Genomic DNA, 25612 nt, shown 5'->3' on the forward strand with positions numbered 1-25612 from the left:
GTTCAGGAACGCTATCTTTCCCGGTCACAAGCTTTAAGGCTGAATCGGAATTGGATTTCTATCCAGTCGATGTGTCCAATTGGGGAAAATTCCGGGTTATTCATAAGATGCAAGGCGAACACGACATAAATTTTGCAATACGACCCGTATCGCGAAAATGATTAATAACCTAGCAAGGCATTAAATCCCATCTTCGATGTTTGGAACATCGGCCACGGGATGTTCCATTCCGTTCCATTCACCGCTCGGAAGGCGGGTCATGAGGTCAGAACCGCACCCCGTCATCACCCCCCATCAGCCCCAGCGTCGCCAGCGCCATCACCTGTGCCGAGTGCACCATGTCGTCGATGCCGACCCATTCGTCGGGCTGGTGGGCGAGGTCGAGGATGCCGGGGCCGTAGGCGATGCAGTCCTTCAACTGGCCGACGCGCACGACGTGCTTCTGGTCGTAGGTGCCGGGCGAGACGACATGCTGCGCCGGGCGGCCGAGAACGGTTTCGATGGCGGCGGCCACCGCCCGCACCACGGGGGCATCGGCGTCGGTCATCGTCGGCAGGAAGGCCAGCACCTCGCGCAGCTCGTACTCGAAACCGGGGCGGCTGCGGCGCAGATCCTCCAGGATGGCGACGATCTCGCCGCGGACCGCCTCGGGGTTCTCCTCGATCAGGTAACGGCGGTCGATCACCATGCGGCAGCGGTCGGGCACCATCGGGCTCGGCAGTCCGTCATGGTCCTCGCGCTGGCCGCCGTGGATGGCGTTGATGTTGATGGTGGACTGGCGCGCGCCCTCCGGCACCACCGGCATGTCGGTGCGCTTGGCGGCGAGCCGGGGGATCAGCTCCGTCTCGATCCGGTGCAGCACGGCACCCATATGGCGCACCGCGCAGTTGCCCAGGAAGGGCATGGAGCCATGGGCGACGCGGCCCTTGGTCTCGATCTCCGCCCACCAGACGCCGCGATGGCCGATGCAGACGCGGTCGACGTTCAGCGGCTCCGGAATGATGACGTGGTCGACGCGGGGCCGGGAGAAATAGCCGAGCTTCGCCAGATGGCCGACGCCGCCGTAACCGCCCGATTCCTCGTCCACCGTGCCGGAGATCTCCAGGGCGCCGGCGGTCAGCAGCCCTTCCTCCAGCAGTGACTCCACGGCGACGATCGAGGCGGCGATGCCGCCCTTCATGTCGCAGGCGCCGCGGCCATAGACCCGGCCGTCCTTCACCACCCCGCCGAAGGGATCGACGGTCCAGCCCTGGCCGGCCGGCACCACGTCGATGTGGCCGTTGAAATGGACGCAAGGCCCCGGCCGCGGTCCTTCGATGCGGGCGACGACGTTGGTGCGGGGATAGCGGTCGCTGTCGCAGGCCGCGCCCTCCGCCCGCACATACTCCACCGTGAAGCCGCGCGCCGTCAGCCGGCGGCCGATCAGCTCGGCACAGTCGGTATAGACGTCGCCGGGCGGGTTGACGGTGGGGATGCGGATCAACGCCTGGGTCAGCGCGACCAAATCGTCGCGCCGCGCTTCGATCCGGCGGAACAGCTGGCTGGTTGCGGCGTCGGTGTCTGAGCGCATGGCCTCTCCCGCGGCAAGGACGCCACCAGTGTCGCCCCAAGCGGATGGTCCGTCCACCCCGCCTTTCGGGAAGCGACCCGGGTGGCGTTCCCAGGTGGTGTTCTTGTGCAGCGCACTTTCCCCGATTGGCCGGGGCGGTTACAGTCGCGGCGCCCCTCAGCGGAGAGTCCTTGTCATGACCGTCATGCACCCCATCGGGCTGAGCGCCCCGACCCTGGCCGACCCGGTGATCGCCGAGGCCGCCGCCCGCTTCGTCGCCGCCCGCCGCAGTGCGACCGGGCTTGACGCGTTTCCCGGCCCGTTGCCGGCGGATCTCGCTACCGCCTACGCCATCCAGGCGACGGCGACCGCTGCCTGGCCCGATGAGGTCGCCGGCTGGAAGGTGGCGCGGGTGCCGCCGGCCCTGGAGGAGGCGCTGGGCGCCATGCGCTACATCGGCCCGATCTTCGCCGGCATGGTGGCGGCCGCCGATGGCGGGTCGCTGAGCTTCCCGGTGATTCCCGGCGGTTTCGGCGCCGTGGAGGCGGAGTTCGCAGTGCGCATCGCCGCCGACGCTCCCGCCGACAAGCTGGACTACAGCCCGGCGGAGGCCGCGGCCTTCATCGCCGCCGTCCATGCCGCCGTCGAGGTGGCGGGCGGTCCGCTGGCTCCGGTCAACGAACTGGGGCCGACCGCCTCGACCGCCGTCTTCGGCAACAACAACGGCCTGATCGTGGGCGAGGAGATCGTCGGTGGCATCGAAGGCGCCGATTCCCTGCGGGCCGAGGTGCTGATCGACGGGCAGAGCGTCGGCGTCGGCAGCGCCGCCAAGCTGCCGGGCGGCATCGCCGCCGCGGTCGCGGTGGCGCTGGGCATGGCGGTCCGGCTCGGCCGGCCGCTGAAAGCGGGCCAATGGGTGTCCACCGGCGCCTTGACCGGCGTGCATTCCATCGCCATCGGGCAGCAGGCACGGATCGCCTTCACCGGCCTTGCCCCGATGAGCGGCACCGCCGTCGCCGCGACGCCCGCCGCCTGAAAGTCCAGACGCCTCACTATCAGCGTCGCGGATCGTGCAATCCAGGGTGGGGTGGAGGGCATGGCCGTCTGAGGCCTTGGCGCGAGCCAAACGGGCGCGGGGATGCTTGAATGGCATTCCCTCTCTCATCGCCGGATCCAACACCTTGTCCCAAACCAGCGCATCCCAGGCCAGCCTGCCGTCCGATGGCGCCGCCGCGGCTTCCGTCCTGCCGCCGGTCCAGCTGCTGGCCGGGCTCGGGCTTGCCGTGGCCGGGGTTGTCGCCTTTTCCCTACGGCCGGTCATCATCAAGCTGGCCTACCGCTACAATGTCGATCCGGTGACGCTGATCATGCTGCGCATGGTCTTCGCGCTGCCGTTCTTCCTCGGCATGGCCCTGTGGTCGGGCGCAAGGAAGGGCGAGCGGGCGCCAATCGCCGGCCGCGACCTCGCCCTGACCATCGGGCTCGGAATCACCGGCTATTACGCCGCCAGCTTCTGCGATTTCCTGGGGCTGCGCTACGTCTCCGCCGGGATGGGGCGGCTGCTGCTGTTCCTCTACCCGACCATCGTGGTGATTCTGTCCGCCATGTTCCTGGGCAAGCGGATCGGCCTGCGCGAGGTGGTGGCGCTGGTCGTCTCCTATGCCGGCGTCGCGCTGGTGGTGTGGTCGGAGGTCGGGACCGGTCATCCCAATTTCATGGCCGGGGCCGGGCTGGTCTTCATGGGGGCCTTCCTCTATTCGGTCTATCTGGTCGGCAGCAGCCGGGTGGTGCAGCGCATCGGCTCCATGCGCTTCACCGCCTATGCGATGACGGCAGCCTGCCTGTGTTGCATCCTGCAATTCGCCGTGCTGCGGCCCTTGTCGGCGCTCGACCTGCCGCTGCCGGTCTTCGGGCTGTCGGCGGTGATGGCGGTGGTCTGCACCGTGCTGCCCGTGCTGATGACGGCGGAGGCGCTGCGGCGGGTCGGTCCCAATCTGGTGGCGCTGAGCGGCGCCATCGGCCCGGTGGCCGCCGCCGTCTTCGGCTATCTGGTGCTGGCCGAGCCGATGGGCATGCTGCAATTGGCCGGCGCGGCCCTGACGGTGGCCGGCGTCATGATCATCACGCTGTGGAAAACCGCCTGAGGCCGTTCTTGCGACCCTTGGCGGAATAACGGGCTTTCCGCCATCGTCACCTGTTCCAAGTGAAACCGGGATAAGGGACCAGTGCGATGACCAACCATGCGACGACGCCGGGCGGCTTCGCCACCGGTGCGGGAACCGCCACCGCCGGACAGGACGCGCTGCTTCTGGCGGCACGCGTCCTGCTGGGCGCCATTTTCGTGCAGAGCGGATTCGGCAAGCTGATGGCGCTCGGCGGCTTCATCGCCGGGATGGAGAGCCAGGGCGTGCCGATGGCCATGATTCTCGCTCCCATCGGTGCGCTGGTGGAGGCGTTCGGCGGGCTGGCCATCGTGCTGGGCGCCTGGACCCGGCTGGCGGCGCTGCTGGTCGCAGCCTTCACCGTCGTCGCAACCCTGATCGCCCACCGCTATTGGGACGTTCCGCCGGAGGCGATGAAGATGCAGCAGACGCAGTTCATGAAGAACCTCGCCATCATCGGCGGCTATTTGGCGCTGGCCGCGGCGGGGGCCGGGCGTTTCAGCGTCGACGGCTGGCGCGCCCGCCGCTGACCTCAGGTGCGGGTCTCACTCGTCGTACGCCATCAGCGAGACGCTGGGCACGTCGATGCGGTCGCGGCCGTTGAGGAAGGTCAGTTCCACCAGGAAGGCGGCGGCGCGGACATCGGCGCCGACCTGACGGAGCAGGTTGATGGCGGCGACCATGGTGCCGCCGGTCGCCAGCAGGTCGTCCAGCACAACCACGCGCTGGCCGGGCTTCACCGCGTCCGCCTGCACCTCGATGGTATCGGTGCCGTATTCCAGATTGTAGGAATGGGCGATCTTGTCGCCCGGCAGCTTGCCGTGCTTGCGCACCATGATGAACCCGATGCCCAGCGCCAGAGCCAGCGGGGCGGCGACCAGGAAGCCGCGCGACTCGATTCCGACCAGAAGGTCCGGCTTGTGCGGGCGCACGGCCTCGGCCAACTCGTCGATGGCGGCCCTCCAGGCGGCGCCGTTCGCCAGCAGCGGCGAGACGTCGTAGAACAGGATGCCGGGCTTCGGGAAATCGGCGATGCCGCGGATGTGGTCTTTCAGGTTCATCGGAGATCGTGTCCGTAAAGGGTCTGGTGCCGGCATGGAAGGCCGGGGCCGCCGCCCGGCACTCTAGCGACTGCCTGCCTGCGCGAAAAGACGCGATTGGCCGCGGCCCCAGACGCCGTGTCCGGCGCCGGGCATGGCCGCCGTGCCTTGAGGCTACGCCGCATGGGGTTGACCATTCGGCGGTGCTCCGCCACGTTCCAGGAGCACCGGTCGGCCAGACGCACCGGGCGGAGTGCGGTTGCGTGCGGCGGAGCCTGTGGCTGGAACTTTGGCGAAGGACGGAGCGGCGGCGGAGTTGGCCCGGATCGATGCCGGGCCGGAGGACGGCGGCTGGCGGATCGGCGCCGCCGGGCGCTGGACGCTGCACGCGGCCGGGTCCGCCTCGGACGCGCTGGACCGGGCGCAGAAGCCAGAAGGCGGTGTCGCCGTGCGGCTCGATCTGTCGCGGGTGGAGGCGCTCGACACCGTCGGCGCCTATCTGCTGAACCGGCTGGCCGACCGGCTGGGGGCGGAAGGGCATGCGGTGGAGGTGGTCGGGCTGCGGCCGGAGCATGCCGCCCTGTTCGGCGCGGTGCGAGATGCCGGCAAGGCGCCGCCCCATGCGATCGAGCGCGACCATCACCCCATCCTGGACATGGTCGTCCGCACCGGGCAGACAACGGTGAACGCCGGCAAGGAATTGCTGGACCTCGTTGGCTTCCTCGGCTTGGTCACCGTCACCTTCGGCCGGCTTATCCTGCGCCCGTCGCGCCTGCGCCTGACCTCCGTCCTGTTCCACATCGAGCAGACCGGGCTGAACGCCTTGCCGATCCTGGGGCTGCTGTCCTTCCTGATTGGCGTGGTGCTGGCCTTCCAGGGAGCCGATCAGCTGAAGCGCTTCGGGGCGGAGCTTTATGTCGTCAACCTGCTGGGCATCTCCGTCCTGCGCGAGATCGGCATCCTGATGACGGCGATCATCGTCGCCGGCCGCTCCGGCTCCGCCTTCACCGCGCAGATCGGCACCATGAAGGTGAACCAGGAGGTCGACGCCATCGGCACCATGGGGCTCGATCCGATCGAACTGCTGGTGGTGCCGCGGGCGTTGGCCCTGATGATCTCGCTGCCGCTGCTGGCCTTCTACGCCGACGTGATGGGGCTGTTCGGCGGGGCGGTGATGGCCTACGCCACGCTGGACATCACCTTCGGGCAGTTCATCCGCCAGCTTCACAGCGCCGTCGGCATCAACACGGTGATCGCCGGGCTGATCAAGGCGCCGGTCTTCGCCCTGGTGATCGCCATGGTCGGCTGTTACGAGGGGCTGAAGGTCTCCGGCAGCGCCGAAAGCGTCGGCATCATGACCACCAAGGCGGTGGTGGAGGGCATCTTCCTGGTGATCGTCATCGACGCGGTGTTTTCCGTCGTCTTCTCCATGCTGGGGGTGTGATGGACGCGCGCCCCGTCATCCGGGTGCGGGGGCTGGTCACCCGCTTCGGCCCGCAGACCGTCCATGACGGGCTCGACCTCGACGTGGAGCGGGGGGAGGTGCTGGGCGTCGTCGGCGGGTCCGGCACCGGCAAGTCGGTGCTGCTGAAGGAAATCCTGGGCCTGATCGCACCGTCCGCCGGCCGGATCGAGTTGCTGGGCCACGACACCGCCGAACTCGACCGGACGGAGCGCACGGCACTGCAGGCCCGCACCGGCGTGCTGTTCCAAAATGGCGCCCTGTTCAGCTCCATGACGGTGGCGGAGAATGTGATGCTGCCGCTGAAGGAGCACACCGATCTGCCGCCGGCGCTGATCGCCGAGGTGGCGCGGGTGAAGATCGCCATGGCCGGCCTGCCGCCCGATGCCGGGACCAAGCATCCGGCCCAGCTGTCGGGCGGCATGATCAAGCGCGCCGGTCTGGCCCGCGCGCTGGCGCTCGACCCCGACATCCTGTTCCTCGACGAGCCGACCGCCGGCCTCGACCCCATCGGCGCCGCCGCCTTCGACACGCTGATCCAGGGGCTGCAGCGCAGCCTGGGGCTGACCGTCTTCATGGTCACCCACGATCTGGACAGCCTGACCTCCATCTGCGACCGCATCGCGGTGCTGGTGGACCGCAAGATCCGGGTGGGGACATTGGCCCAGCATCTGGCCGATCCGCATCCCTGGATCCGCGATTACTTCCACGGACCGCGCGGCCGCGCGGCGCTCGATGCGAAAGAGCGCAACGACGCCCGGCAGCTTGCGAAAGGGTAGGGGCACACCATGGAAACCCGCGCCAGCTATATTCTGGTCGGCAGCTTCGTGCTGGCGCTGGTCGCCGGCCTGCTGGTCTTCACCGCCTGGATCGCCAAGGTCCAGCTGGACGAATCGCGCGAAACCTACCGCATCTACTTCACCGGTTCCGTCACCGGCCTGCAGCAGGGAAGTCCGGTGCGCTACCGCGGCGTGCCGGTGGGCACGGTGTCGGACATCCGGCTCGACCCCGACAACGTGACGCGGGTGCGGGTGACGGTCCAGGTGCAGAACGGCACGCCGATCATGGCCGATTCCATTGCCTCGCTGGAGGTGCAGGGCATCACCGGCGGCGCCTATGTCCAGATCTCCGGCGGGGCGGTGGAGGGCAAGCGTCTGACCGCCACCGATGCCGACGGCGTGCTGACGATCCCGTCGCGGCCAAGTTCGCTGACCGCGGTGGTGGACAGCGCGCCGCAACTGGTCAACCGCTCGCTGGAGGTCATCACCAAGCTGGGCGAGTTGCTGAACGGCGAGAACCAGAAGGCCATCGGCGAGATCCTGGACAACGCCCGCATCCTCAGCGGCGAGCTTGCCCGCGCCGGCTCCGGCCTGGAGGAGACGATGGCCCAGGCGCGGCAGACGCTGAACGGTTTCGAGGCGGTCGGGCCGCAGCTGGACCGCACGCTGGCCCAGGCGCGGGAAACGCTGGCGACGGTGGACGGCAGCGCCAAGCAGCTGACGGGGGAAACGCGCGAGCTGATGCGCTCGCTGAAGCGGACCTCCGACACGCTGAACGGCCTGATGGCCGAGAATCGCGAGCCGGTGCGCGACTTTACCGCCACCGGACTGTATGATTTGACGCTGCTGATCTCCCAGCTGCGCGACCTGTCCGGGCAGCTGTCGCGGGTGATCACGCGGATCGAGAACGATCCGTCGAACTTCCTCTTCGGCGGGACGCGGCAGGGTGTGGAGGTGCGTGGAAAATGACGGGAGCGGCGATCTTGCGGAAGGGGACGGGCAAAGGGGCGGCGCGGTCGGTACTGGGCGCGGTGACGGCGGCCGTCCTGCTTCTGGGGCTTGCCGCCTGCTCCACGCTGAACCCGACGGCGCCGCATCTCTACACCCTGACCCCGCGCGCCAGCGTCGCCGACGGTCCCAAGGCCGACTGGCAGCTGTTGGTGGAGACGCCGGCCGCCGCCGCCGGGATCGACACGCCGCGCATCGCGCTGGCCCGAACGCCGACCTCGCTCGACTATTTCGCCGACGTGTCCTGGGCCGACCGGGCGCCCAACATGGTGCAGGGGCTGATCGTCCAGACCTTCGAGGACAGCGGGCGGATCGTCTCGGTCGGGCGCGACACGGTGGGGCTGCGCTCCGACTATGTGCTGAAGTCGGAACTGCGCGACTTCCAGGCGGAATATGCGACGCCGGGGGCAGCCCTGCCGGACCGGGTGCATGTGCGCCTGTCGGCCAAGCTGGTCGCCATGCCGCGCCGGACCATCGAGGCCGGTGAGACCTTCGAGGCGTCGGCCCCCGTGCGCGGCCGCTCCTTCACCGACATCGTCGCCGCCTTCGACGAGGCGCTGGGCCGCGTCACCGGCGATCTGGTGACCTGGACGCTGTCGCAGCGTTTCCGCCCCTCCGGCAGCTGACCTGCCAGGCGCGGGCCCGGCTGCAACCGCAGGTGCCGCAGCGGAAAAGACCTTGCCACGTCCGCATAGCCGCGTACGTAATAGGGATGTTCGCGCAGCGCAGGATCGGGCGATGACGGATTTGTCGGACGTGTCCCGGGAAGAGTTGGAGGCGATGGCCGAGGCGGGGCGCGAGGTGCGCCTGTGCCAGCGCGTCCTGGCCAAGACCGGCGACACGGTGGTGGGCGAGCTTCTGCGTGGCCACGGCACGCTGTACGAGTGGAAGCACTATCCGCCGGGCGATGTCTACGATGCCGAATTCCACGCCCAGTACTATTACCATTGCCACCCCGAAGGCGAGCGGCCCAACGGGGAGCATGGGCATTTCCACACCTTCCTGCGGCCCCATGGCATGCCGTCCGGCCTGCGGCCGGCGCCGCTGCCCGATTTCCAGCCGCCGGAGAACGACAACGACGCGCTGTCGCACCTGATCGGCATCGCCATGGACGTCGCCGGCCAGCCGGTGCGCCTGTTCACCACCAACCGCTGGGTGACGGGGGAGACCTGGTACGGGGCCGACGACGTGATCGCCATGCTCGACGCCTTCGAGGTCGACCATGCCCGACCGTCCTGGCCGGCCAACCGCTGGATCACCGCGATGATGCGGTTGTTCCGCCCGACCATCGTCCGCCTGCTGCGCGAGCGGGACACCGCCATCCGGCGTTGGGCCGACGCGCATCCCGACGCCTACGTCTACGAGGACCGCGGGCTGGAGGTCGCCTCCCAACGCCACGTCTCGGTGGAGGAGCAGATCGCCGAGGTCGCCATCCACCTGCGCGGTGCCCGGCGGCGCCGCCCGATCCTGCCGGAACCGCCCAGCTTCGTCGAGCTGCCTTGAGCTGTTTCATCAGGGTAAAAGCAACTGGCAACCGGAGAACCTGAGCCCCTCTCCCCTTGTGGGAGAGGGGTTGGGGTGAGGGGTTGCAAATCTGATTTCCCCCGGCCTATGGCCGTCCCCACCCCTCATCCCAACCCTTCTCCCGCAAGGGGAGAAGGGCTTCTGAGGACCGATAAAGCAACTCTCATCAACTTGGCTCCTTGATCCCAATTCGACCCCCTTCCGACGATCTATGACCCGCCGGCGTTAATGAAGGTTCAACCGTTTCGGAAGATCCTTGACGGTGTGGACAAGTCTCCGCCCACATCCGCGCGGGTATCGCCTCTTCGCGACAGATAAGGAGACGGACCAGGGCAGGAAGGGTCCCGGACCCATGAGTGACGGTATGAAGTCGGGTCATCTGACCCAGGAGGACGTGGTTCGGCTGCTGGCCGACCCGTCGCCGAACAGCCGGACCGATCTGGCCGCCAAGCTGGCCCAGCAGTTCGACAGCCCCGAGCTGTCGCAGGCCGAGCACAAGCTGGCGGAGGACATCATCCGCCTGATGGTCAACGACACGGTCCTGCGCGTCCGCCAGACCCTGGCCGAGAACCTGAAATCCAGCCCGTCGCTGCCGCGCGACGTGGCGTTGAGCCTTGCCCGCGACGTGGAGGCGGTGGCGATCCCGCTCCTCAGCGTATCCACCGTGCTGACCCCGGCCGATCTGGTCGAGATCGTACGGTCGGGGGCCGAGGCCAAGAGCACCGCCATCGCCCAGCGCCCGACCGTGCCGGCGGTGGTCGCCGACGCGCTGATCGAAAGCGGGTCCGAACGCGCCGTCGCCGCCCTGGTCGCCAACGAGGGGGCGGAACTGGGCGAGCAGAGCCTTGGCCGTGTCATCGACCGCTTCGGCGCCAGCGAAGCGGTGCAGGACCCGCTGGTCCACCGCTCCAAGCTGCCGATCACCATCGCCGAACGGCTGGTCGCCGTGGTGTCGGAGCGGCTGCGCCAGCATCTCGTCGCGCATCATGAGCTGCCGGCCAAGGTCGCATCGGAGCTGATCCTGCAAAGCCGCGAGCGGGCGACCGTGGCGCTGTTCACCGGCGAGAGCGACGAAGGCGCCCTGGACCGGCTGGTGGGCCAGCTCGCCCGTACCGGCCGCCTGACGCCCTCGCTGCTGCTGCGCTCGCTGTGCACCGGCGACATCGCCTTCTTCGAGATGGCCATGTCGCGCATGGCGAACGTGCCGCTGACCAACGCCCGCCTGCTGATCCACGATGCCGGCCGGCTGGGGCTGAAATCGCTGTACGACAAGGCGAAGCTGCCGCCGGCCCTGCTGCCGGCCTGCCGCATCGCCATCGACGTGCTGAAGGAGACGCCCTATGACGGCGAACCCGGCGACCGCGAGCGCCACCGCCGCCGCGTGATCGAGCGCATCCTGACCCAGTACGAGGATCTGACGCCCGAGGATCTGGAATTCCTGCTGGCGAAGCTGGGCGACATCATGCAGCCGGAAAACGCCGCGGCGTGACCGACCGGACAGTTTTCATGGACGCAAGCTCTGCCGGGTCGGCGGAGACCGTCAGCCGTCTCGAAGCCCGCGTGGCCGAGTTGGAGGCCGCCCTGCGGCAGAGCGAGGCGCGGGCGGGCGAGGCGCGTTTCCGCTCCCTGGTGCAGACCGCGGCCAGCATCATCCTGGTCCTGGGCGAGGACGGTCGCGTGCAGGAAGCCAACCGGGAAGCCGAACGCGCCTTTGGCATGGACGGAGGCGGCGCCATCGGCCGCCATTGGACGGAGGTGATGGGGGAGCGCCCGACCGGCGCCTTCGCCGTCCAACTCGCCATCGCCGTCCAGGGCACGGAGATCCGCAACTTCGAACAGGCGCTGCGCGAGCAGGACCGCATGAGCGAGCGGGTGTTCCTGTGGAACCTGAACCGCCTGCCGGAGGCTGACGGCGTGGCACCGGGCATCCTGTGCGTCGGCCAGGACATCACCCGGCGCAAGCGGGCGGAACTGGCTCTGCGGCAGGCCCGCGACGAGCTGGAGATGCGCGTCGCCGAGCGCACCCGCGCGCTGATGCAGGAAATCCAGGAACGCCGCCGCGCCGAACAGGCGCTGATCCAGGCCAAGGAGCTGGCCGAACTGGCGAACCGGGCCAAAAGTGAATTCCTGGCCAACATGAGCCACGAGCTGCGCACGCCGCTGAACGCCATCATCGGCTTTTCCTCGATGATGGAAAGCGAGATCGTCGGGCCGCTGGGCCATCCCAAATACCTCGACTATGCCAAGGTTATCGGCAAGTCGGGGCAGCATCTGCTAGCCGTCATCAGCGACATCCTGGACGTCGCCAAGATCGAGGCCGGGAAGCTGGAGATGCATCCGCAGCCGATGGACGTCCGCGACGCGGTGGAAAGCTCGCTGCTGCTGATCGCCGAACGGGCGGAGGAAAGCGGCCTGACCCTGACCCAGGACATCGCCCCCGATACTCCGCACCTGCTGGGCGACCCGGTGCGGGTGAAGCAGATCCTGCTGAATCTGCTGTCCAACGCCGTCAAGTTCACCCCCGCCGGCGGCAGCATCGCGCTGCGCGTCCGCCCGGATTGCGGCCGCATCCTGATCGAGATCGCCGACACCGGCATCGGCATGAACGCCGACGGCATCGCCGTGGCGTTGCAGCCCTTCGGTCAGGTCGACAGCCAGCTGTCCCGCCGCTCCGGCGGCACCGGGCTGGGCCTGCCGCTGGTCCGCTCCTTCGTCGACCTGCTGAACGGCACGCTCGACATCCGCAGCCGCGAGGGCGAGGGCACGACGGTCAGCGTGCGCCTGCCGGTGGCGCCGCCCTATGACGGCGAATAGCACGGGGAGCGGAAACAGGTTCATGGATTGTGATGTGGTGCCGGCCGAGTTGCGGACTTCCGCTCCGCCGGCTGTCGCGGTGGTCCTGGGGATATCCGGGATCGACCCGCTGGACTGGGATGCCTGCGCCGCGGGCCATGGGCCGTTCCTGAGCCATGCACATTTGAAAGCCACGGAGGACAGCGGGCTGGCCGGGCCGGCGACCGGCTGGAATCCCGTTCATCTGATGGCGCGGGAGGCGTCCGGACGGGTGGTCGGCGCGGCTCCGCTCTATCTGCGCGACCGTTCCACGGACGAGCATTGGCCCGATCAGGCGTGGGTCGACGGCTATCAGGCCGCCGGTGGCCGCTATTTCCCGAAGCTGGTGTCGGCGGTCCCCTATGCGCCGGTCACCGGAACCCGGCTGCTGCTGCGGGAAGGTGCGCCGCCCGGCACGGCGGATGCGCTGATCGGCGCGATGCGGATGCTCGCCCACCGCGACGGCCTGTCCTCCATCCATGTGAGCTTCCCGGACGAAGCCGACCGCTCCCGCTTCGAAGCGGCGGGGTGGCTGGCGCGCCATGCCGTGGAGTATGAGTGGCGGAACGACGGTTACCGGGACTTCGGCGACTTCACCGCCGCCTTGTCGAAGCACCGCCGCGACACCCTGCTGTGGGAGCGTCGTAAGGTGCAGGCAAGCGGGGTTCGTTTCCGCGACGTGCCGGGGAGCAGGGTGAACGAGGCCGATGTCGCGCTCTTCCTCGACCTACTCGACGATCTGCATGCCCGCCGGGCGACGCGCCAGCCCTTGACCGCCGATTTCGTCCATCGGCTCTGCACCGCGTTGGGAGACGCTGTGACGCTGACCTTCGCCGAAGCGGGCGGTGTCGCGGTCGGCACGCTGCTGGCCGTCGAGGGGGACGGCCGGCTTTATGTTCGCAACTGGGGAGCACGGGAAGAGGCACGGCTGGTCCATTTCGAGACCTGCTATTACCGGACCATCGAGTGGGCGATAGACCGCGGTCTGGATGCGGTGGATGGCGGCCGGGGCGGGGCGCACAAGCTGGCACGCGGCTTCCGGCCCAAGCTGGCCCATGCCTGCCACTGGTTCCGCCATACCAACATGCACCGTGCGGTCGCGGAAGGTCTCAGCCTGCACAACGCGAAAGTCCTCACCATTCTTGCTCAGGAACAGGCGCGCTCGCCCTTTCGCCAGCCGGCAGGAGGAATCGGGGACGATCGCCGCTTGCACGGCGCGACATGCCACGCCACCTTGCCTGCTTGAATAGACGACAGGCGGGGTGGGTTATGGCGGTCAGCCGCGACGATCTGAAGACGCGCATCGGACAGGCGCTGGGCGAGGCGAAGGCCGATCTGGTCATCAAGAACACGCGCTTCCTCAATGTCGTGACCGGCGAGATCGCCGAGGGCGACATCGCCGTCTGCGGCGAGGTCATCGTCGGCACCTACGAATCCTATGATGGGGTGGAGGAGATCGACGGGCGCGGGCTGACCGTGGTTCCGGGCTTCATCGACACCCACGTCCATTGCGAATCCACCTGCGTCACCCCCCAGGAGTTCGACCGTTGCGTCCTGCCGCGCGGCACCACCACCGCCATCTGCGACCCGCACGAGATCTGCAACGTCCTGGGCGAGCGGGGCCTCCGCTATTTCCTCGACAGCGCCGGCGGGACGGCGCTCGATCTGTTCGTGCAGCTGTCCTCCTGCGTGCCGGCGACGGAGCTGGAGACGTCCGGCGCGCGGCTGGAGGCGCCGGACCTGATCTGCCACATGGACCATCCCCGCGTGCTGGGGCTGGCGGAGTTCATGAACTTTCCCGGCGTCTTCCACAAGGTGGACGGCGTGCTGGACAAGCTGGCCGCCTTCGACGGGCGACACATCGACGGCCACGCTCCGCTGGTGTCGGGGAAGGAGCTGAACGCCTATCTCTCCTGCGGCATCCGCAACTGCCACGAGACCACCAGCGCCGCGGAGGCGATGGAGAAGCTGCGCAAGGGCATGCAGGTGCTGATCCGCGACGGGTCGGTGTCGAAGGACGTCCATGCCCTGGCCGAAGTCATCAGTCCCGAGACCTCGCCCTTCCTGGGATTCTGCACCGACGACCGCAACCCGCTGGACATCGCGGAGGAGGGGCACATGGATCACCTGATCCGCAGCGCCATCCGCCTCGGCGCGCCGGTCGCCCATGTTTACCGCGCCGCCACCTGGTCGGCCGCCCGCGGCTTCCGCCTGTACGACCGCGGGCTGGTGGCGCCGGGGCATCGCGCCGATCTGGTCCTGCTCGACGATCTGGAGGATTGCGCGGTCAACCGCGTCATCCGCAACGGCAAGGTCGTCGGCCCGCACAGCTTCGACGGACGGCCGGCGGTGACTCCGGTGGGACTGGATTCGGTGAAGCTGGAGCCTGTGGCGGAGGAGGATTTCGCCGTGCCGGCCGGCGGGTCGGTCCAGTCGGTGATAGGGCTGGAGCCGGGCAAGATCCTGACCGAACACCGGCGGATCGAAGTGCCGGTGGCGGGCGGCCGGATGGTTGCCGATCCGTCGCGCGACCTGCTGAAGATCTGCGTGTTCGCCCGCCATGGCAGCAACCGCAACATCGGCCGCGGCTTCGTCCAGGGCTTCGGCTTCGCGGAGGGGGCGTTGGCGTCGTCGGTCGGGCATGACAGCCACAACATCTGCGTGGTGGGGGCGAGCGACGCCGACATGCGGATCGCTGTCAATCGCCTGATCGAGCTGCAGGGCGGTTTCGTCGCCGTGCGCGACGGCAAGGTGGTGGGTGAACTGGCCCTGCCGCTGGCCGGCCTGATGAGCCTGGAACCGTTCGAGACGGTGGAGGTGAAGCTGCGCACCCTGCGCGCCGCTGTCCGCGCCATGGGCTGTCCGCTGGCCGAGCCCTTCCTGCAGCTGGCCTTCCTGCCGCTGCCGGTCATCCCGCACTTGAAGATCACCGACCGCGGCATGGTCGATGTCGACCGGTTCGAGCTGATTGCCGCCTGAACGGGCGGATTGCCTGGGAAAGAGGCAGAGGACTGGAAAGTGAGCGGAGTCCGATCATTCGGAAACCTGCAACTTGGGTGCGGGACAGATCCCCTCTCCCGCAAGGGGAGAGGGGCTTTTCGAACCAGTGGGCTTCATCTGAAAATCGGCAGCAACGGCACTCGGACCCTCTGGCACAGGCTTTGCCACGACGACACATTATTCGTTGTTCGTCATCGAGCGAGCCTGATCAGCCATGACCCATCTGGCCCCGGTGATCCATCAGTCGCATGACCTGCTGCCGGTCCGGCCGCCGGAGACCGTGTCGATGCGGACGCGCGACGGTGTGCGGTTGGATGCGGATCTCTATCGGCCCGACGCCGCCGGCACATGGCCGGTGCTGCTGCTGCGTGTGGCCTGCGGCCGGCGCACCGCGCTGACCAGCCATTACGCCCATCCCCGCTGGTACGCGGCGCGCGGATATGTCGTGGTGGTGCAGGATGTGCGCGGCCGCGGCACGTCGGACGGCCGTTTCCGCCCCTTCGAGGCGGAGCGGGAGGACGGGGCCGACGCCGTGGCCTGGGCGGCCTCGCTGCCGGGGTCGTCGGGCGTGGTGGCGATGTATGGCTGCGGCTATGCCGGAATGGCGCAGTGGCTGGCGCTGGCGGAGCGGCCGGCGGCCCTGCGTGCGGTGGCGCCGGCCTTCGCCGGCTGGGACGTCTTCTCCGACTGGGCCTATGAGGGCGGCGCCTTCCGGCTGGCCGACGCCATGGGCTGGGCTCTGCGCACCGCGGCCGAGGCGGCGCGGCGGGTGGAGGACGGCACCGGCCACCGCATCCTGTCCGACGCGGCCCGCAGCCTGCCCATCGACGACGAGATCCCGTCGCGGCCGCAGGCCCTGCGCGACTATGCCCGCTATTCCCATTACGACGACTGGCTGACCAACCCGGTGCCCGGCCCGGCCTGGACCGCGCTGTCGCCAAAGGGGATGCTGGCCGACATGCCGGCCGACGTTGCGGTGCTGCAGCTCGGCGGCTGGCATGACCCCCGGCTGGCCGGCACGCTGGATGCCCACGACCTCATTACTGCGCGCAGCAGGGCGCCGGTGCGGCTGGTGGTCGGTCCCTGGGGCGCCGACGGACCCGCCGCGGCACCGGGAGAGGCGCCGACACTCGACACGCTGCAACTCGCCTGGTGGGAGCGGGTGCTGAAAGGGCAGGGGGCTGACCGCGGCGGCCCGGTGCGCCTGCATGACGTGGAGACCGGGCGCTGGCACGACCTGCCCACCCTGCCCGCGGCCGAGGCGGTGCTGCATCTGGCCAGCGACGGCCTCGCCAACCGGCAGGGCGGCCGGCTGGCGCCGGAGATGCCCGATTTCGAGGCACTCGACGTGGTGGTGCATGATCCGCGCACGCCGGTGCCGACGGTCGGCGGCCATGCGGTGCCGTCCGCCGCCGGCCGCCTCGACCGCTCCGCCGTCGACCGCCGGCCGGACGTGGCGACCTACACCAGCCTGCCGCTGGACGAGCCGCTGATGCTGGCCGGTCGGGTCGCGCTGGATCTGTGGGTGGAGGCCGACGCCCCGTCCTTCGACGTCAGCGCCGTGCTGTCGGTGGTGCGCCCCGACGGGCAGGTGCTGCCGCTGACCCAGGGCCATGCGCGGGTGGAGCCGGGCGATCCGACCCGGCCGCTGACCATCGCCATGCGGGCGGCCTGCGCGACGCTGGCGCCGGGATCGGCGCTGCGCCTCAGCCTCGCCGGCTCCTGTTTCCCGGCCTATCCGGTCAATCCCGGCACCGGGGCCGAGCCCGGCGAGACCCGCCGGGTCGATGCGCTGCCGATCACCCTGCTGATCCACAGCGGACCGGACCGCCCGTCGCGCCTGCGCCTGCCGGCCTGAAAAGCGTCAGGGACGGTCGCCGGATTCGTCCGCGTCGGCCTTGCCCGCCGCCACCAGGCAGAAATCCAGGCTCTGCGACAGGAAGCGCATCATCAGGTCGCGGAACGGCGTCTTGTCGCCGACCGCCCAGGCCCGTTCGACGAGGTCGAGATAGAGGCCGCGATCCTCGGCCAGGACCACCACCGGCGGGTAGCCGGCGCGGTTCAGGATCAGGTTGCACAGCAGCAGCGCCGTGGCCCGGTTGCCGGTGTCGAAGGGGCGGATGGCGCTCAGCTTGTGATGCGCTTCGAAGGCGGCGTCGGGACCGGCGTCCGACTTGCGCATCCAGGTCGACAGCGCCGACATCGACACGCGCAGCTTGGCCGGGTCGGGCGCGGTCTCCGCCGGATCGTCCTTCGGCGCGCCGTTGCGGTATTTCCCCGCCTCGTCCTCGATCCCGCGATACAGCACGCTGTGGAAGGCGGTGACCGTGCGTTCGGTCACCGCGCCCGTCGGATCGAAGGACAGCCGCGCCATCAGTTCCAGCGCCGCGCGATGGTTCAGCACGAAGCGCTGCTCCTCCACCGCGCGGTGGCGCAGGATGCTGCCGCGCTCCAGGATCGCCTTGACGTCGGCGGGCTTGACCGGCACCTCTTCCAGCGCGGCGGCGGCGATGGTGAGGTCCAGTTCGAAGCGGTCGGCGATGCCGTGCACGACCTCCTGCGGCAGGGGGCGGGCCGCGTCCAGCGCCCGTTTCTTCTCCGCGATCTCGTCGAGCAGGGCCATCGGTCACTCTGATCTGGTGAATGGGGCGGTCTGGTGGATGGAGGCCGGTTCGAGGGCGCTTGGCGCATCATGCCGCGCCCCCTGCGGGGATTTGCCGCTTGGACGGGCACGGTTGCCGGTTTTAGGATCCCTGTCAAGATGTCCACAACCCAGCCATGGCCGGCCGCAACCGCTTGAAAAGGGCGGAAGGCGCTTGATTTCGCGGGATGCGAGGGGGAGGTCGCTGCGATGACCTATGTCGCCTGGGACGAATCCATGAGCGTCGGCGTGCCCGTGCTCGACGAAGAGCATCGTCGGCTCCTCGACCTGTTCAACGGCCTGCTGGAAAGCGGCATCACCCCCGCCAACCGGGAGGAGCTGTCCAGCCTGCTCGCCAGCCTCAAGGACTACGTCGCCGTCCATTTCGCGCGGGAGGAGGCGATGATGGAGCGTTGTGGCTATCCCGAGCTGGACGGCCACCTCGCCGCCCACCGCTATTTCGCCGACGAGGTGGACAAGCTGGCTCGCGACTTCGACGGCGGCAACCCCACCATGCTGCGCGTCGACCTGATCCTTCTGCTGAAGGACTGGTTCGTGGAGCACATCCAGCAGACGGACAGCCAGTACAAGCCCTATGTGGGGGAGTCCCCCTCTCCCTAGGGGGAGAGGGGATACTCCACTACTTCGCCGCCGCCTTTTGGTCGGTCAATCCCTCGTCCAGCTTGGCCTGGATGCCGGCTTTGTCGGTGTCCTCGTCGGCGTTGCGCAGCGCGCGCATCCACTGGAAGCGGGCCTCGTTGCGGCGGCCGGCGCGCCAGTAGGCGTCGCCGAGATGGTCGTTGATGGTGGGATCGCCCGGCTTCAGCTCCACGGCGCGCTCCAGCTTCGCGACCGCGCCCTCGAAATCGCCCAGCTTGTAGAGAGCCCAGCCCAGGCTGTCGACGATGTAGCCGTCGCGCGGGCGCAACTCAACCGCGCGCTCCACCATCGCCCTGGCCTTGTCCAGATGCTCGCCCCGGTCGATCCAGCTGTAGCCGAGGAAGTTCAGCAGCGACGCTTCGTCCGGCCGCAGCTTCAGCGCGGTCTGCAGGTCGGCCTCCGCCTGCGGCCACTGCTTGGTCTTCTCGTAGCTCATGGCGCGGGCGTACAGCAGCGGCCAATGCCGCTCCTGCGGCGCGCCGATCCGCTCCAGCGCGGTGGTGTAGGCGGGGATCGCCTCGTCGTACCGTTTGGCATAGCGGTAGATGTCGCCCAGCCGGGTCACCGCGTCGGTCCGCTCCGGCCGTTCGGCAGACAGGGCCTTGAGAACGGCAATGGCGTCGTCGTTGCGGTTCATGCGGGCGAGGCTGTCGGCTTCGCGCATGCGGGCGGTCCAGCCCAGCAGCGGGTCTTTCGCCAGCAGCCGGTAGGCGGTCAGCGCCTCCTCATGATGGTCGCGGGAGGCCACGATGTCGCCGATCAGCAGATGGGCCAGCGCCAGATCCCCGCGCAGGTGCAGCGCGATGCGGCCGAACAGAAGCGCCGGCTCGTCGGCATTCTCGTGATGCAAGGCGCTGCCCAGGTCGAACAGCGCTTCCGCCAGACCCGAACGTGCATCGGGCACCGGGCGGGCGTCGGCCGGCGCCTTCGCCATGGCGTCCAGCGCCGGCTCCACCAGCAGCCCGTCGGGGTTGTTGATCTGGAAGGTCTCGTAGAGCTTGCGCGCTTCGTCCTTCTTGCCGGTGCGCATCATGAAGTTGCCGACGATCTGCACCACCCGCAGCGGCGCCTCGGTGTCCGTCACCTTGACGTAGCGGGCGGCGGCATCCTCGCTGCGGCCGGCGAGGTCGAGGATCAGGGCGGCATGCAGGTTGTAGAGCGCGCCGAAGCCCTGGACGGCCGCCAGCGGCTCCAGCGCGGCCAGCGCCTCGTCGGTCTTGCCGCGGGCGGTGGCCAGCCAGGCGCGGGTCAGCGGGGTGATGAAGCGGCCCAGCCCATCGGCCGGCAGGCGCGCGGCATAGCCGTCGGCCTCGTCCAGCTTGCCCTTGGCGAGCGCATCGGCGGCCAGCAGGGTCAGCGCCATCTGCGGCTCGCCCTGCTCGCCCAGCAGGCGGGAGGCATAGCCGATGGCGGTGTCGATCTGCCCCTCGCCCAGCCGCAGCAGGAAGGTGCGGCGCAGCAGGGCCTGATCGTCCGGATCGGCGGCCAGCGCCTGGGCGGTGAAGCGCGCCGCCGCCGTCCAGTCGTCCTGGTGCTGGGCGTAGCGGCCGGCCAGATAGCTGCCGGTGGCGGAGCCGGCGGTCTCGCCGGGCGGGCCGGCGGCGAAGGCCGGGGCCGGAACGGCGCCTGCAAATACGCCCCCAGCCAGCAGGGTGGCCAGGGAGGTCGGCAGCAACCGGCGTCGGAAACTCGTCATGCTCTCGTCACCTCGTTTTCCGAGTCGGTATCCCATCACTTTCGGCAGGGCGCGGGCAAGAGACTTTCGTGCTCCCTCTCCTTCTCCCCGCTGGGGAGAAGGTCGGGATGAGGGGGTTCGGCGAAGCCGAAACATCCCCGCATGCGGTTCCCCCTCACCCTAACCCTCTCCCCGCTTTCGGCGGACCTTCGGTCCGCCTGCCGCGTCAGCGCAAACTTCGTTTGCGCGAGAGCGGGGAGGAGAGGGGACTGGGGCCCAATCCCGTCGAACCTGTTCGATCCGTCCGGCGCGCAGGATGTCGGTGGCGTGGGCGTCCATATGGGCGCGCAACGGCTCCGGTATGCCCGGCGACAGTGTGGCGCCCTCCACCGACCAGCGCGCCATCCAAGACAGGGTGCGCAGCCAGGTCAGCCGGCGCAGCGGCTTCAGCCAGGGCCGCACCTCGTCGGCGAGGTCGCCGGGAACCGCCATCGCCCAGGCATCGACGAAGGCGTCGATGTCGGCCGGCGCCAGTTCCGCATTCACCGCCGGGTCCCATTTGGTGGAGGTGTAGAGGCTGGCATGGGCGAGGTCGCTGGCGGGGTGGCCGTATTGCAGCTTCTCCAGGTCGGTGAACCAGGCCTTGCCATGGCCGTCGATCAGGAAATTGCCGGGATGCACGTCCACCCCCACCGCTGTCAGCGGCATCGGGGTCTCCGGCGGCGGGGCGAGGTGGCCGCTGCGAGCCGCCGCAAGCTCCTCCGCGATCAGGGCGCGGGCATCGGCGTCCAACGCGGCGCGGTCGAACCACTCCGCCTGCCGCTCCACCTGGGCCAGCAGTGCGGCCACCGGATCGGGCGGGGCGGGCAGCGGCTCGTAGAAGTCCGGCGGAGCCATGCGGTGGATCGCCGCCAGGGCGCGGGCGATGGCCGGCATGTCGTCGGGCAGGACGGGCGTGCGCCCCTCCACCTCGCCGACCACCAGCGCGCCCAGCGGCAGCCCCTCGCCCGGCGGCAGCAGGCCGGCGAAGCGCGGGGTGTGGCCCGACATTTCCGCCCGCCGGAAGGCGGCGGCCTGCCGATCCAGCGCCGTCCAGGCGTCGAGGCCCAACTGGCTCCAGCGCGGGATGCGGGCGACCAGCCGCCGGCCGCGCAGGCGGACATGGTCGTGGGCGACGCCCTTCAGCGGCATCGGCTCCAGCGCGTCGGGTGGGAGGTCGGCAAGGCGCGGCAGCCGGATCAGGGCGGCGTGCAGGGCCTCCATCGAGAAGCCGGCCGGTGCGCTCACGCCAACTCCGCTCACGCCATGTGCTCGCGCAGGCGGGGCATCAGCTCCACCAGATTGCAGGGGCGGTGGCGGTTGTCGAGTTGCCAGACCAGGATGTCGTCCCAGGCGTCGCGGCAGGCGCTGGGCGAACCGGGCAGGGCGAAGATGTAGGTGCCGTTGGCGACGCCGCCGGTCGCCCGGCTCTGGATGGTGGAGGTGCCGACCTTGGCGTAGCTCAGGTAGCGGAACAGCTCGCCGAAGCCGGGGATCGCCTTTTCATAGAGCGCCTCGACCGCTTCCGGCGTCACGTCGCGACCGGTGACCCCGGTGCCGCCGGTGGTCAGAACCACGTCGATCTGTGGATCGGCGATGTACGCCTGCACCTGGGCGCGGATCGCCGCGATGTCGTCGCGAATGATGGTCCGGACGGCGAGCCTGTGGCCGGCCCCGGCGATCCGCTCCGCCAGCGCGTCACCGGAACGGTCGTCGGCGGCGCTGCGGGTGTCGGACACCGTGATCACCGCGATGTTCACGGGAAGGAAGGGGCGGCTCTCGTCGATCTTCGGCATGGCGGCAGGCGTGTCCTCAAGTCGGGCCGGAGCCCGGCAAGGGCGCACCGGCGGTCAGGGTATCGGGCTGGCCTCCCCCCGCTCCGCCACCGTCTCCACCCGGGCCGGAACGGCCGGGGCGTCCGCGACGGGAGGCTCGGCCGCCGGAGCGTCCGCCTCCGGCTTCTCGGCCGGGGCTGCCGCGGTCACCGCGGCCGGGACCGCCGGTTTCGCCGCCGGCAGCGGGTCCGGCTGGGCCGCGACCTGGGTCGCAGGGGCCACCACCGGGGTGTAGGCAGGCCATTTCCCGTCGGCGACGGCGTCGAGCGAGGCGGTCTCCTGGCCCAGCCGAAGCTGGTAGATCCAGAAGTTCGCCATCACCTTCTCCACATAGTCGCGCGTCTCGCCGAAGGAAAGGCTTTCGATGAACAGCAGGGGATCGGTGATGTCGCTCAACTCCCGCCGCCAGCGCGCCAGCGTGCCCGGTCCGGCATTGTAGGCGGCGGCGGCCAGGAACAGGTTGCCGTCGATCTCCGGCATGCCCAGCAGCTCGGTCAGGTAACGCTGGCCCAGCTCCATGTTGCGGGAGGGATCGAACAGGGCGTCGCGGTTGGCGTCCTCGCTGCCGATGTCGGCGTGGCGTTCGCGCACATGCTGGGCGGTGCTGGGCAGGATCTGCATCAGCCCGGTCGCCCCGGCGGAACTGACCAGCCGCGGGTCGAAGCGCGATTCCTGGCGCATCACCGCGAAGACCAGCGCCCGGTCCACGGCGAAGCCGTCGCGCGGCGTCCAGTGCGGCAGCGGGTAGAGGGCGGCGGCATAGGGCGCGCCGTCCGGTCCGGCCACCGCGTTGCCCAGCCGCAGCGAGAGGGTCGCCACCCCGGCACGGTCGGCCAACGCCACCATCGCCTGTTCGACCAGCGGGTCGCCCTGCGGGTGGATGCGCTGCAGCTCCATGCCCGCCAGTTCGCGCTGTCCCACCTGCAGCAGGGCGATGGCGCGGGATCCCGCCGGCTTGGCCGCCATCGCCGCCAGCGTCCGCCCGCTCAGCTCCGGCGCCTGCCAGCGCACGTCGTGCAGCGTGCCCAGGGTGCGGAGCGCGATCAGGCCATAGAAGGTGTGGGGATAGCGGGCCGCGGCGGCCAGATGCTCCGCCGCCTCCTTCTCCTTGCCGGGCTTGCGCGCCAGCGCGCGGGCCGCCCAATAGTCGGCGGCGGCCGCCTTCCAGGGGGAGCGCGGACCGGCGGCGGCCATGCCCTGGAAATGACGGGCGGCACGGTCGATCTGCTTCAGCCGCCATGCGGAAAGCCCGGCGATCCAATGCGCTTCCGGCAGCATGTCGCCCGACCGGGCGGCGCTGGCGGAGGCGAGCGTCAGCGCTTGCGCCGTCTCGCCCGAGAAGTAGAGGGACGACGCGATGCGGGCGCGGGCGGCGTCGTACTGCACGGTGTCGAGCTTGCCGCCGAACTCGTCCTGGTTCAGCAGAGCCAGGGCGTTGCTGGCGCGGCCGGAACGCAGCAGCTCCTCCACCCGCGCCACGGCGGCGCGGTCACTGCGGGCGCGCGACACGGTGCGGCTGCGCGGGGCGACGGTGACGCCATCCTCCTCGTCGTCCTCGTTCGCGGCGACGGTGCGCAGGCCGCCCAGCCGTTCCAGCGAGCCGACGAGGCGCACGCGCTCCTCTCCCCGCGGGGGCTTCGGCGCCCGCTGGCCGGCGGGCTGGCGCTTCTGCGCCAGGCTGTGCACCCGCTCCGCCCCGGCGAGGTCGCCGTAATCCTGCATCCAGCGGGCGAGTTCCTCGTAGCCGGCGCGGCGGTCGGGGTGGAGATAGCGCTGGCGCAGGACATAGCCGATCAGCCGGCGGTCCTTCAGCTTCGCCATCTCGGCGTCGGCGGCGTCCCATTCCGCCCGGTCCTGCAGCGCGAAGATGCGGCGGTAGCGGTCGGCATCCTCCTCGTCCAGCTGGACGGCACGGGCCTCGTCGTCGCTGGCCAGCAGCAGCGGGGAACCGGTCGGGCCGGTGGACGCATCGGCCGCCGGCGCACCGAAAGACGGTTCTTCGGGAACGGCCGGGTCGGGCAACCCCATGACCGGGTCGCCCAGGACCGGATTGCCAGTCGGTTCGCCGAAATCGGGGGTATGGGGGTCAGGCACGGAATCCGGGCCGGGCGGGACGACGGCGTGACCGTCCGGCGCGTGAATAATGAGGGCGGCGCAAGCGGGTCGGAACCCGACCATACCGTCGGGTCCCAGGGTGTAAGCCACCGCGAGACCCAGCACCCCCAGAAGGTTCCGCCGCAGCGGGACCGCATTCGCGGCCCGGTATGCTGCACTGCAAAATATCCGGAGCATTGTTCCGAAATAGCGCAGGCGCTCGCGAACCGCAAGCAACGGATTCGCGCGGAATGTGTCGGCGCCGGTATTCGCCAGTCCCTACAACGGGTTAAGGGAGGCGACAAAAAGGCCTTAGCCCGTTGGGAAGGTGCCTTTGGGTATGGGCGGATTACATTTGTGTCATGCAACCTGCCCGGTCACACAAACGATTTCGGCCGGGCTGTGACATCGATTTTTGTCTTAGGAATACTTGATTCCTTCTTCGTCGATCTTTTGACGCAGCGCAAGCATGTCCCGCCACGCTTCCCGCTTTGCGATAGGGTTGCGCAAGAGGTACGCCGGATGGAGCATCGGCATCAGCGGCACCGGTGCGCCGGTTCCCTCATAGGACCGCCATTGCCCGCGCAGGCGGGTGATTCCCTCCGCCCGGTTCAGCAGGGTCTTGGCCGACACGCCGCCCAGCGCCACCAGCAGCTTCGGGCGGACCAACCCGACATGCCGTTCCAGGAAGGGCAGGCAGGCGGCGATCTCGGCCTGGGTCGGGCTGCGGTTGCCGGGCGGGCGCCAGGGCAGGATGTTGGTGATGTAGACCTTGCTGCGGTCCAGCCCGATCTGCGCCAGCATGCGGTCCAGCAGCTTGCCGCTGACCCCGACGAAGGGCTTGCCCTGCCGGTCCTCGTCCTCGCCCGGCGCTTCGCCGATCAGCATGATCGGAGCCTCCGGATTGCCGTCGGCGAAGACGGTGTTCATCGCGGTCGCCTTCAACGGACAGCCGTCGAAGGAGCGCAAGGCCGCCTCCAGCGCCTCAAGGCTCTGCGCCTCGTGCGCGCGGGCGCGAGCCTGGATGCCGGCCTCGCTGGCGCCCAGCGGCTGGTCGGGCGACGGGAAGAGTGCGGCCGGGCGCGGCGCGGCGGGGGCGGGTACCCGAGTCGGTGCCGGACCACGCGCCATCCCGGTGCCCATACCGGCATTTGGCGCCGCACCGGCCCCCGCGGGCATGGTGCGCGCCGCCGGCCGGGCGGAGAAGGCGGCCCAGTCGATCGGCTCGTCGCCGATGGCCTCGTCGCAGCCGATATCGGCATGCCAGCGCAACGCGTCGAGGATGTCGCATACGTCAATCATCGTTTGACCT

At 69.5% G+C, this 25612-nt stretch carries 22 protein-coding genes; 14 read left to right on the forward strand and 8 right to left on the reverse strand.

The window, feature by feature from the left end; translation table 11 throughout:
• Positions 1-265 precede the first annotated feature (265 nt).
• Positions 266-1570: an acetylornithine deacetylase/succinyl-diaminopimelate desuccinylase family protein gene (locus J2Y49_RS19240; RefSeq protein WP_310116486.1), complete on the reverse strand. Its 1305-nt coding sequence runs from the start codon at positions 1568-1570 to the stop codon at positions 266-268.
• A 175-nt stretch (positions 1571-1745) separates the two neighbouring features.
• Between J2Y49_RS19240 and J2Y49_RS19245 the strand changes: the two genes are divergently transcribed.
• The 3 genes from J2Y49_RS19245 (at position 1746) to J2Y49_RS19255 (ending at position 4241) form a co-directional block, all read left to right on the forward strand.
• Positions 1746-2585, forward strand: coding sequence for a 2-keto-4-pentenoate hydratase (locus J2Y49_RS19245; RefSeq protein WP_310116487.1), 840 nt, complete (start codon positions 1746-1748; stop codon positions 2583-2585).
• A gap of 145 nt (positions 2586-2730) precedes the next feature.
• A complete protein-coding gene (locus J2Y49_RS19250) occupies positions 2731-3693 on the forward strand; it encodes a DMT family transporter (protein ID WP_310116488.1) in 963 nt (320 codons plus the stop codon).
• An 86-nt stretch (positions 3694-3779) separates the two neighbouring features.
• On the forward strand, positions 3780-4241 hold the full coding sequence (locus J2Y49_RS19255; protein WP_310116489.1) for a DoxX family protein: 462 nt from the start codon (positions 3780-3782) through the stop codon (positions 4239-4241).
• 15 nt (positions 4242-4256) lie between these two features.
• On the opposite strand, the gene J2Y49_RS19260 is transcribed toward J2Y49_RS19255, so the two are convergent.
• A complete protein-coding gene (locus J2Y49_RS19260) occupies positions 4257-4772 on the reverse strand; it encodes an adenine phosphoribosyltransferase (RefSeq protein ID WP_310116490.1) in 516 nt (171 codons plus the stop codon).
• Between the two features lie 256 nt (positions 4773-5028).
• Here J2Y49_RS19260 and J2Y49_RS19265 point away from each other — a divergent pair, with 256 nt between their 5' ends.
• From J2Y49_RS19265 to J2Y49_RS19310, 10 genes are all read left to right on the forward strand, one after another.
• A complete protein-coding gene (locus J2Y49_RS19265; RefSeq protein ID WP_310116491.1) occupies positions 5029-6195 on the forward strand; it encodes an MlaE family lipid ABC transporter permease subunit in 1167 nt (388 codons plus the stop codon).
• Positions 6195-6992, forward strand: a complete 798-nt coding sequence (locus tag J2Y49_RS19270; protein WP_310116492.1) for an ABC transporter ATP-binding protein — start codon at positions 6195-6197, stop codon at positions 6990-6992. The genes J2Y49_RS19265 and J2Y49_RS19270 overlap by 1 nt, the downstream gene beginning before the upstream one ends.
• Before the next feature lie 9 nt (positions 6993-7001).
• The gene (locus J2Y49_RS19275) at positions 7002-7961 is read left to right on the forward strand and encodes an MlaD family protein (protein WP_310116493.1); all 960 of its coding nucleotides are present in this window, start codon (positions 7002-7004) and stop codon (positions 7959-7961) included.
• 14 nt (positions 7962-7975) lie between these two features.
• Positions 7976-8626: an ABC-type transport auxiliary lipoprotein family protein gene (locus J2Y49_RS19280; protein WP_310116494.1), complete on the forward strand. Its 651-nt coding sequence runs from the start codon at positions 7976-7978 to the stop codon at positions 8624-8626.
• Between the two features lie 112 nt (positions 8627-8738).
• Positions 8739-9503, forward strand: coding sequence for a DUF6969 family protein (locus J2Y49_RS19285; RefSeq protein ID WP_310116495.1), 765 nt, complete (start codon positions 8739-8741; stop codon positions 9501-9503).
• A 373-nt stretch (positions 9504-9876) separates the two neighbouring features.
• Positions 9877-11013 (forward strand): DUF2336 domain-containing protein, encoded by a 1137-nt coding sequence (locus tag J2Y49_RS19290; protein ID WP_310116496.1) that lies wholly within the window; start codon positions 9877-9879, stop codon positions 11011-11013.
• Between the two features lie 17 nt (positions 11014-11030).
• Positions 11031-12338 carry an ATP-binding protein gene (locus tag J2Y49_RS19295; RefSeq protein WP_310116497.1) on the forward strand — a complete coding sequence of 436 codons (1308 nt, stop codon included), beginning with the start codon at positions 11031-11033 and terminating at the stop codon, positions 12336-12338.
• Positions 12339-12360: 22 nt separating this feature from the next.
• Positions 12361-13602 carry a GNAT family N-acetyltransferase gene (locus J2Y49_RS19300; protein WP_310116498.1) on the forward strand — a complete coding sequence of 414 codons (1242 nt, stop codon included), beginning with the start codon at positions 12361-12363 and terminating at the stop codon, positions 13600-13602.
• A gap of 23 nt (positions 13603-13625) precedes the next feature.
• Positions 13626-15335, forward strand: a complete 1710-nt coding sequence (gene ade / locus J2Y49_RS19305) for an adenine deaminase (protein WP_310116499.1) — start codon at positions 13626-13628, stop codon at positions 15333-15335.
• Positions 15336-15570: 235 nt separating this feature from the next.
• A complete protein-coding gene (locus J2Y49_RS19310; RefSeq protein WP_310116500.1) occupies positions 15571-17214 on the forward strand; it encodes a CocE/NonD family hydrolase in 1644 nt (547 codons plus the stop codon).
• A 6-nt stretch (positions 17215-17220) separates the two neighbouring features.
• Here J2Y49_RS19310 and J2Y49_RS19315 read toward each other — a convergent pair whose 3' ends face one another.
• A complete protein-coding gene (locus J2Y49_RS19315; protein ID WP_310116501.1) occupies positions 17221-17979 on the reverse strand; it encodes a Fic family protein in 759 nt (252 codons plus the stop codon).
• Between the two features lie 228 nt (positions 17980-18207).
• On the opposite strand from J2Y49_RS19315, the gene J2Y49_RS19320 reads away from it, so the two are divergent.
• Positions 18208-18618, forward strand: a complete 411-nt coding sequence (locus J2Y49_RS19320; protein WP_310116502.1) for a bacteriohemerythrin — start codon at positions 18208-18210, stop codon at positions 18616-18618.
• Positions 18619-18637: 19 nt separating this feature from the next.
• Here the strand turns inward: J2Y49_RS19320 and J2Y49_RS19325 are convergent, their stop codons facing one another.
• The 5 genes from J2Y49_RS19325 to J2Y49_RS19345 all read right to left on the reverse strand — a co-directional run bounded on the left by J2Y49_RS19325 (position 18638) and on the right by J2Y49_RS19345 (position 25602).
• On the reverse strand, positions 18638-20353 hold the full coding sequence (locus J2Y49_RS19325; protein WP_310116503.1) for a tetratricopeptide repeat protein: 1716 nt from the start codon (positions 20351-20353) through the stop codon (positions 18638-18640).
• Between the two features lie 159 nt (positions 20354-20512).
• Complete coding sequence (locus J2Y49_RS19330) at positions 20513-21619, reverse strand: phosphotransferase (RefSeq protein WP_310116504.1); 1107 nt, start codon at positions 21617-21619, stop codon at positions 20513-20515.
• A gap of 11 nt (positions 21620-21630) precedes the next feature.
• Positions 21631-22167, reverse strand: coding sequence for a molybdenum cofactor biosynthesis protein B (gene moaB, locus J2Y49_RS19335; protein ID WP_310116505.1), 537 nt, complete (start codon positions 22165-22167; stop codon positions 21631-21633).
• A 54-nt stretch (positions 22168-22221) separates the two neighbouring features.
• Positions 22222-24300 (reverse strand): lytic transglycosylase domain-containing protein, encoded by a 2079-nt coding sequence (locus tag J2Y49_RS19340; RefSeq protein WP_310116506.1) that lies wholly within the window; start codon positions 24298-24300, stop codon positions 22222-22224.
• A gap of 420 nt (positions 24301-24720) precedes the next feature.
• Positions 24721-25602, reverse strand: a complete 882-nt coding sequence (locus J2Y49_RS19345) for a uracil-DNA glycosylase (RefSeq protein ID WP_310116508.1) — start codon at positions 25600-25602, stop codon at positions 24721-24723.
• Positions 25603-25612 lie beyond the last annotated feature (10 nt).

The organism is Azospirillum sp. BE72, from assembly GCF_031455875.1.
Taxonomy (GTDB): Bacteria; Pseudomonadota; Alphaproteobacteria; order Azospirillales; family Azospirillaceae; genus Azospirillum.

Coding starts and splice junctions, on each gene's coding strand:
- J2Y49_RS19240 (WP_310116486.1), bottom strand. CDS start 1,570: ATGCGCTCAGACACCGACGCCGCAACCAGCCAGCTGTTCCGCCGGATC.
- J2Y49_RS19245 (WP_310116487.1), top strand. CDS start 1,746: ATGACCGTCATGCACCCCATCGGGCTGAGCGCCCCGACCCTGGCCGAC.
- J2Y49_RS19255 (WP_310116489.1), top strand. CDS start 3,780: ATGACCAACCATGCGACGACGCCGGGCGGCTTCGCCACCGGTGCGGGA.
- J2Y49_RS19260 (WP_310116490.1), bottom strand. CDS start 4,772: ATGAACCTGAAAGACCACATCCGCGGCATCGCCGATTTCCCGAAGCCC.
- J2Y49_RS19270 (WP_310116492.1), top strand. CDS start 6,195: ATGGACGCGCGCCCCGTCATCCGGGTGCGGGGGCTGGTCACCCGCTTC.
- J2Y49_RS19275 (WP_310116493.1), top strand. CDS start 7,002: ATGGAAACCCGCGCCAGCTATATTCTGGTCGGCAGCTTCGTGCTGGCG.
- J2Y49_RS19285 (WP_310116495.1), top strand. CDS start 8,739: ATGACGGATTTGTCGGACGTGTCCCGGGAAGAGTTGGAGGCGATGGCC.
- J2Y49_RS19290 (WP_310116496.1), top strand. CDS start 9,877: ATGAGTGACGGTATGAAGTCGGGTCATCTGACCCAGGAGGACGTGGTT.
- J2Y49_RS19295 (WP_310116497.1), top strand. CDS start 11,031: ATGGACGCAAGCTCTGCCGGGTCGGCGGAGACCGTCAGCCGTCTCGAA.
- J2Y49_RS19300 (WP_310116498.1), top strand. CDS start 12,361: ATGGATTGTGATGTGGTGCCGGCCGAGTTGCGGACTTCCGCTCCGCCG.
- ade (WP_310116499.1), top strand. CDS start 13,626: ATGGCGGTCAGCCGCGACGATCTGAAGACGCGCATCGGACAGGCGCTG.
- J2Y49_RS19310 (WP_310116500.1), top strand. CDS start 15,571: ATGACCCATCTGGCCCCGGTGATCCATCAGTCGCATGACCTGCTGCCG.
- J2Y49_RS19315 (WP_310116501.1), bottom strand. CDS start 17,979: ATGGCCCTGCTCGACGAGATCGCGGAGAAGAAACGGGCGCTGGACGCG.
- J2Y49_RS19320 (WP_310116502.1), top strand. CDS start 18,208: ATGACCTATGTCGCCTGGGACGAATCCATGAGCGTCGGCGTGCCCGTG.
- J2Y49_RS19325 (WP_310116503.1), bottom strand. CDS start 20,353: ATGACGAGTTTCCGACGCCGGTTGCTGCCGACCTCCCTGGCCACCCTG.
- moaB (WP_310116505.1), bottom strand. CDS start 22,167: ATGCCGAAGATCGACGAGAGCCGCCCCTTCCTTCCCGTGAACATCGCG.
- J2Y49_RS19345 (WP_310116508.1), bottom strand. CDS start 25,602: ATGATTGACGTATGCGACATCCTCGACGCGTTGCGCTGGCATGCCGAT.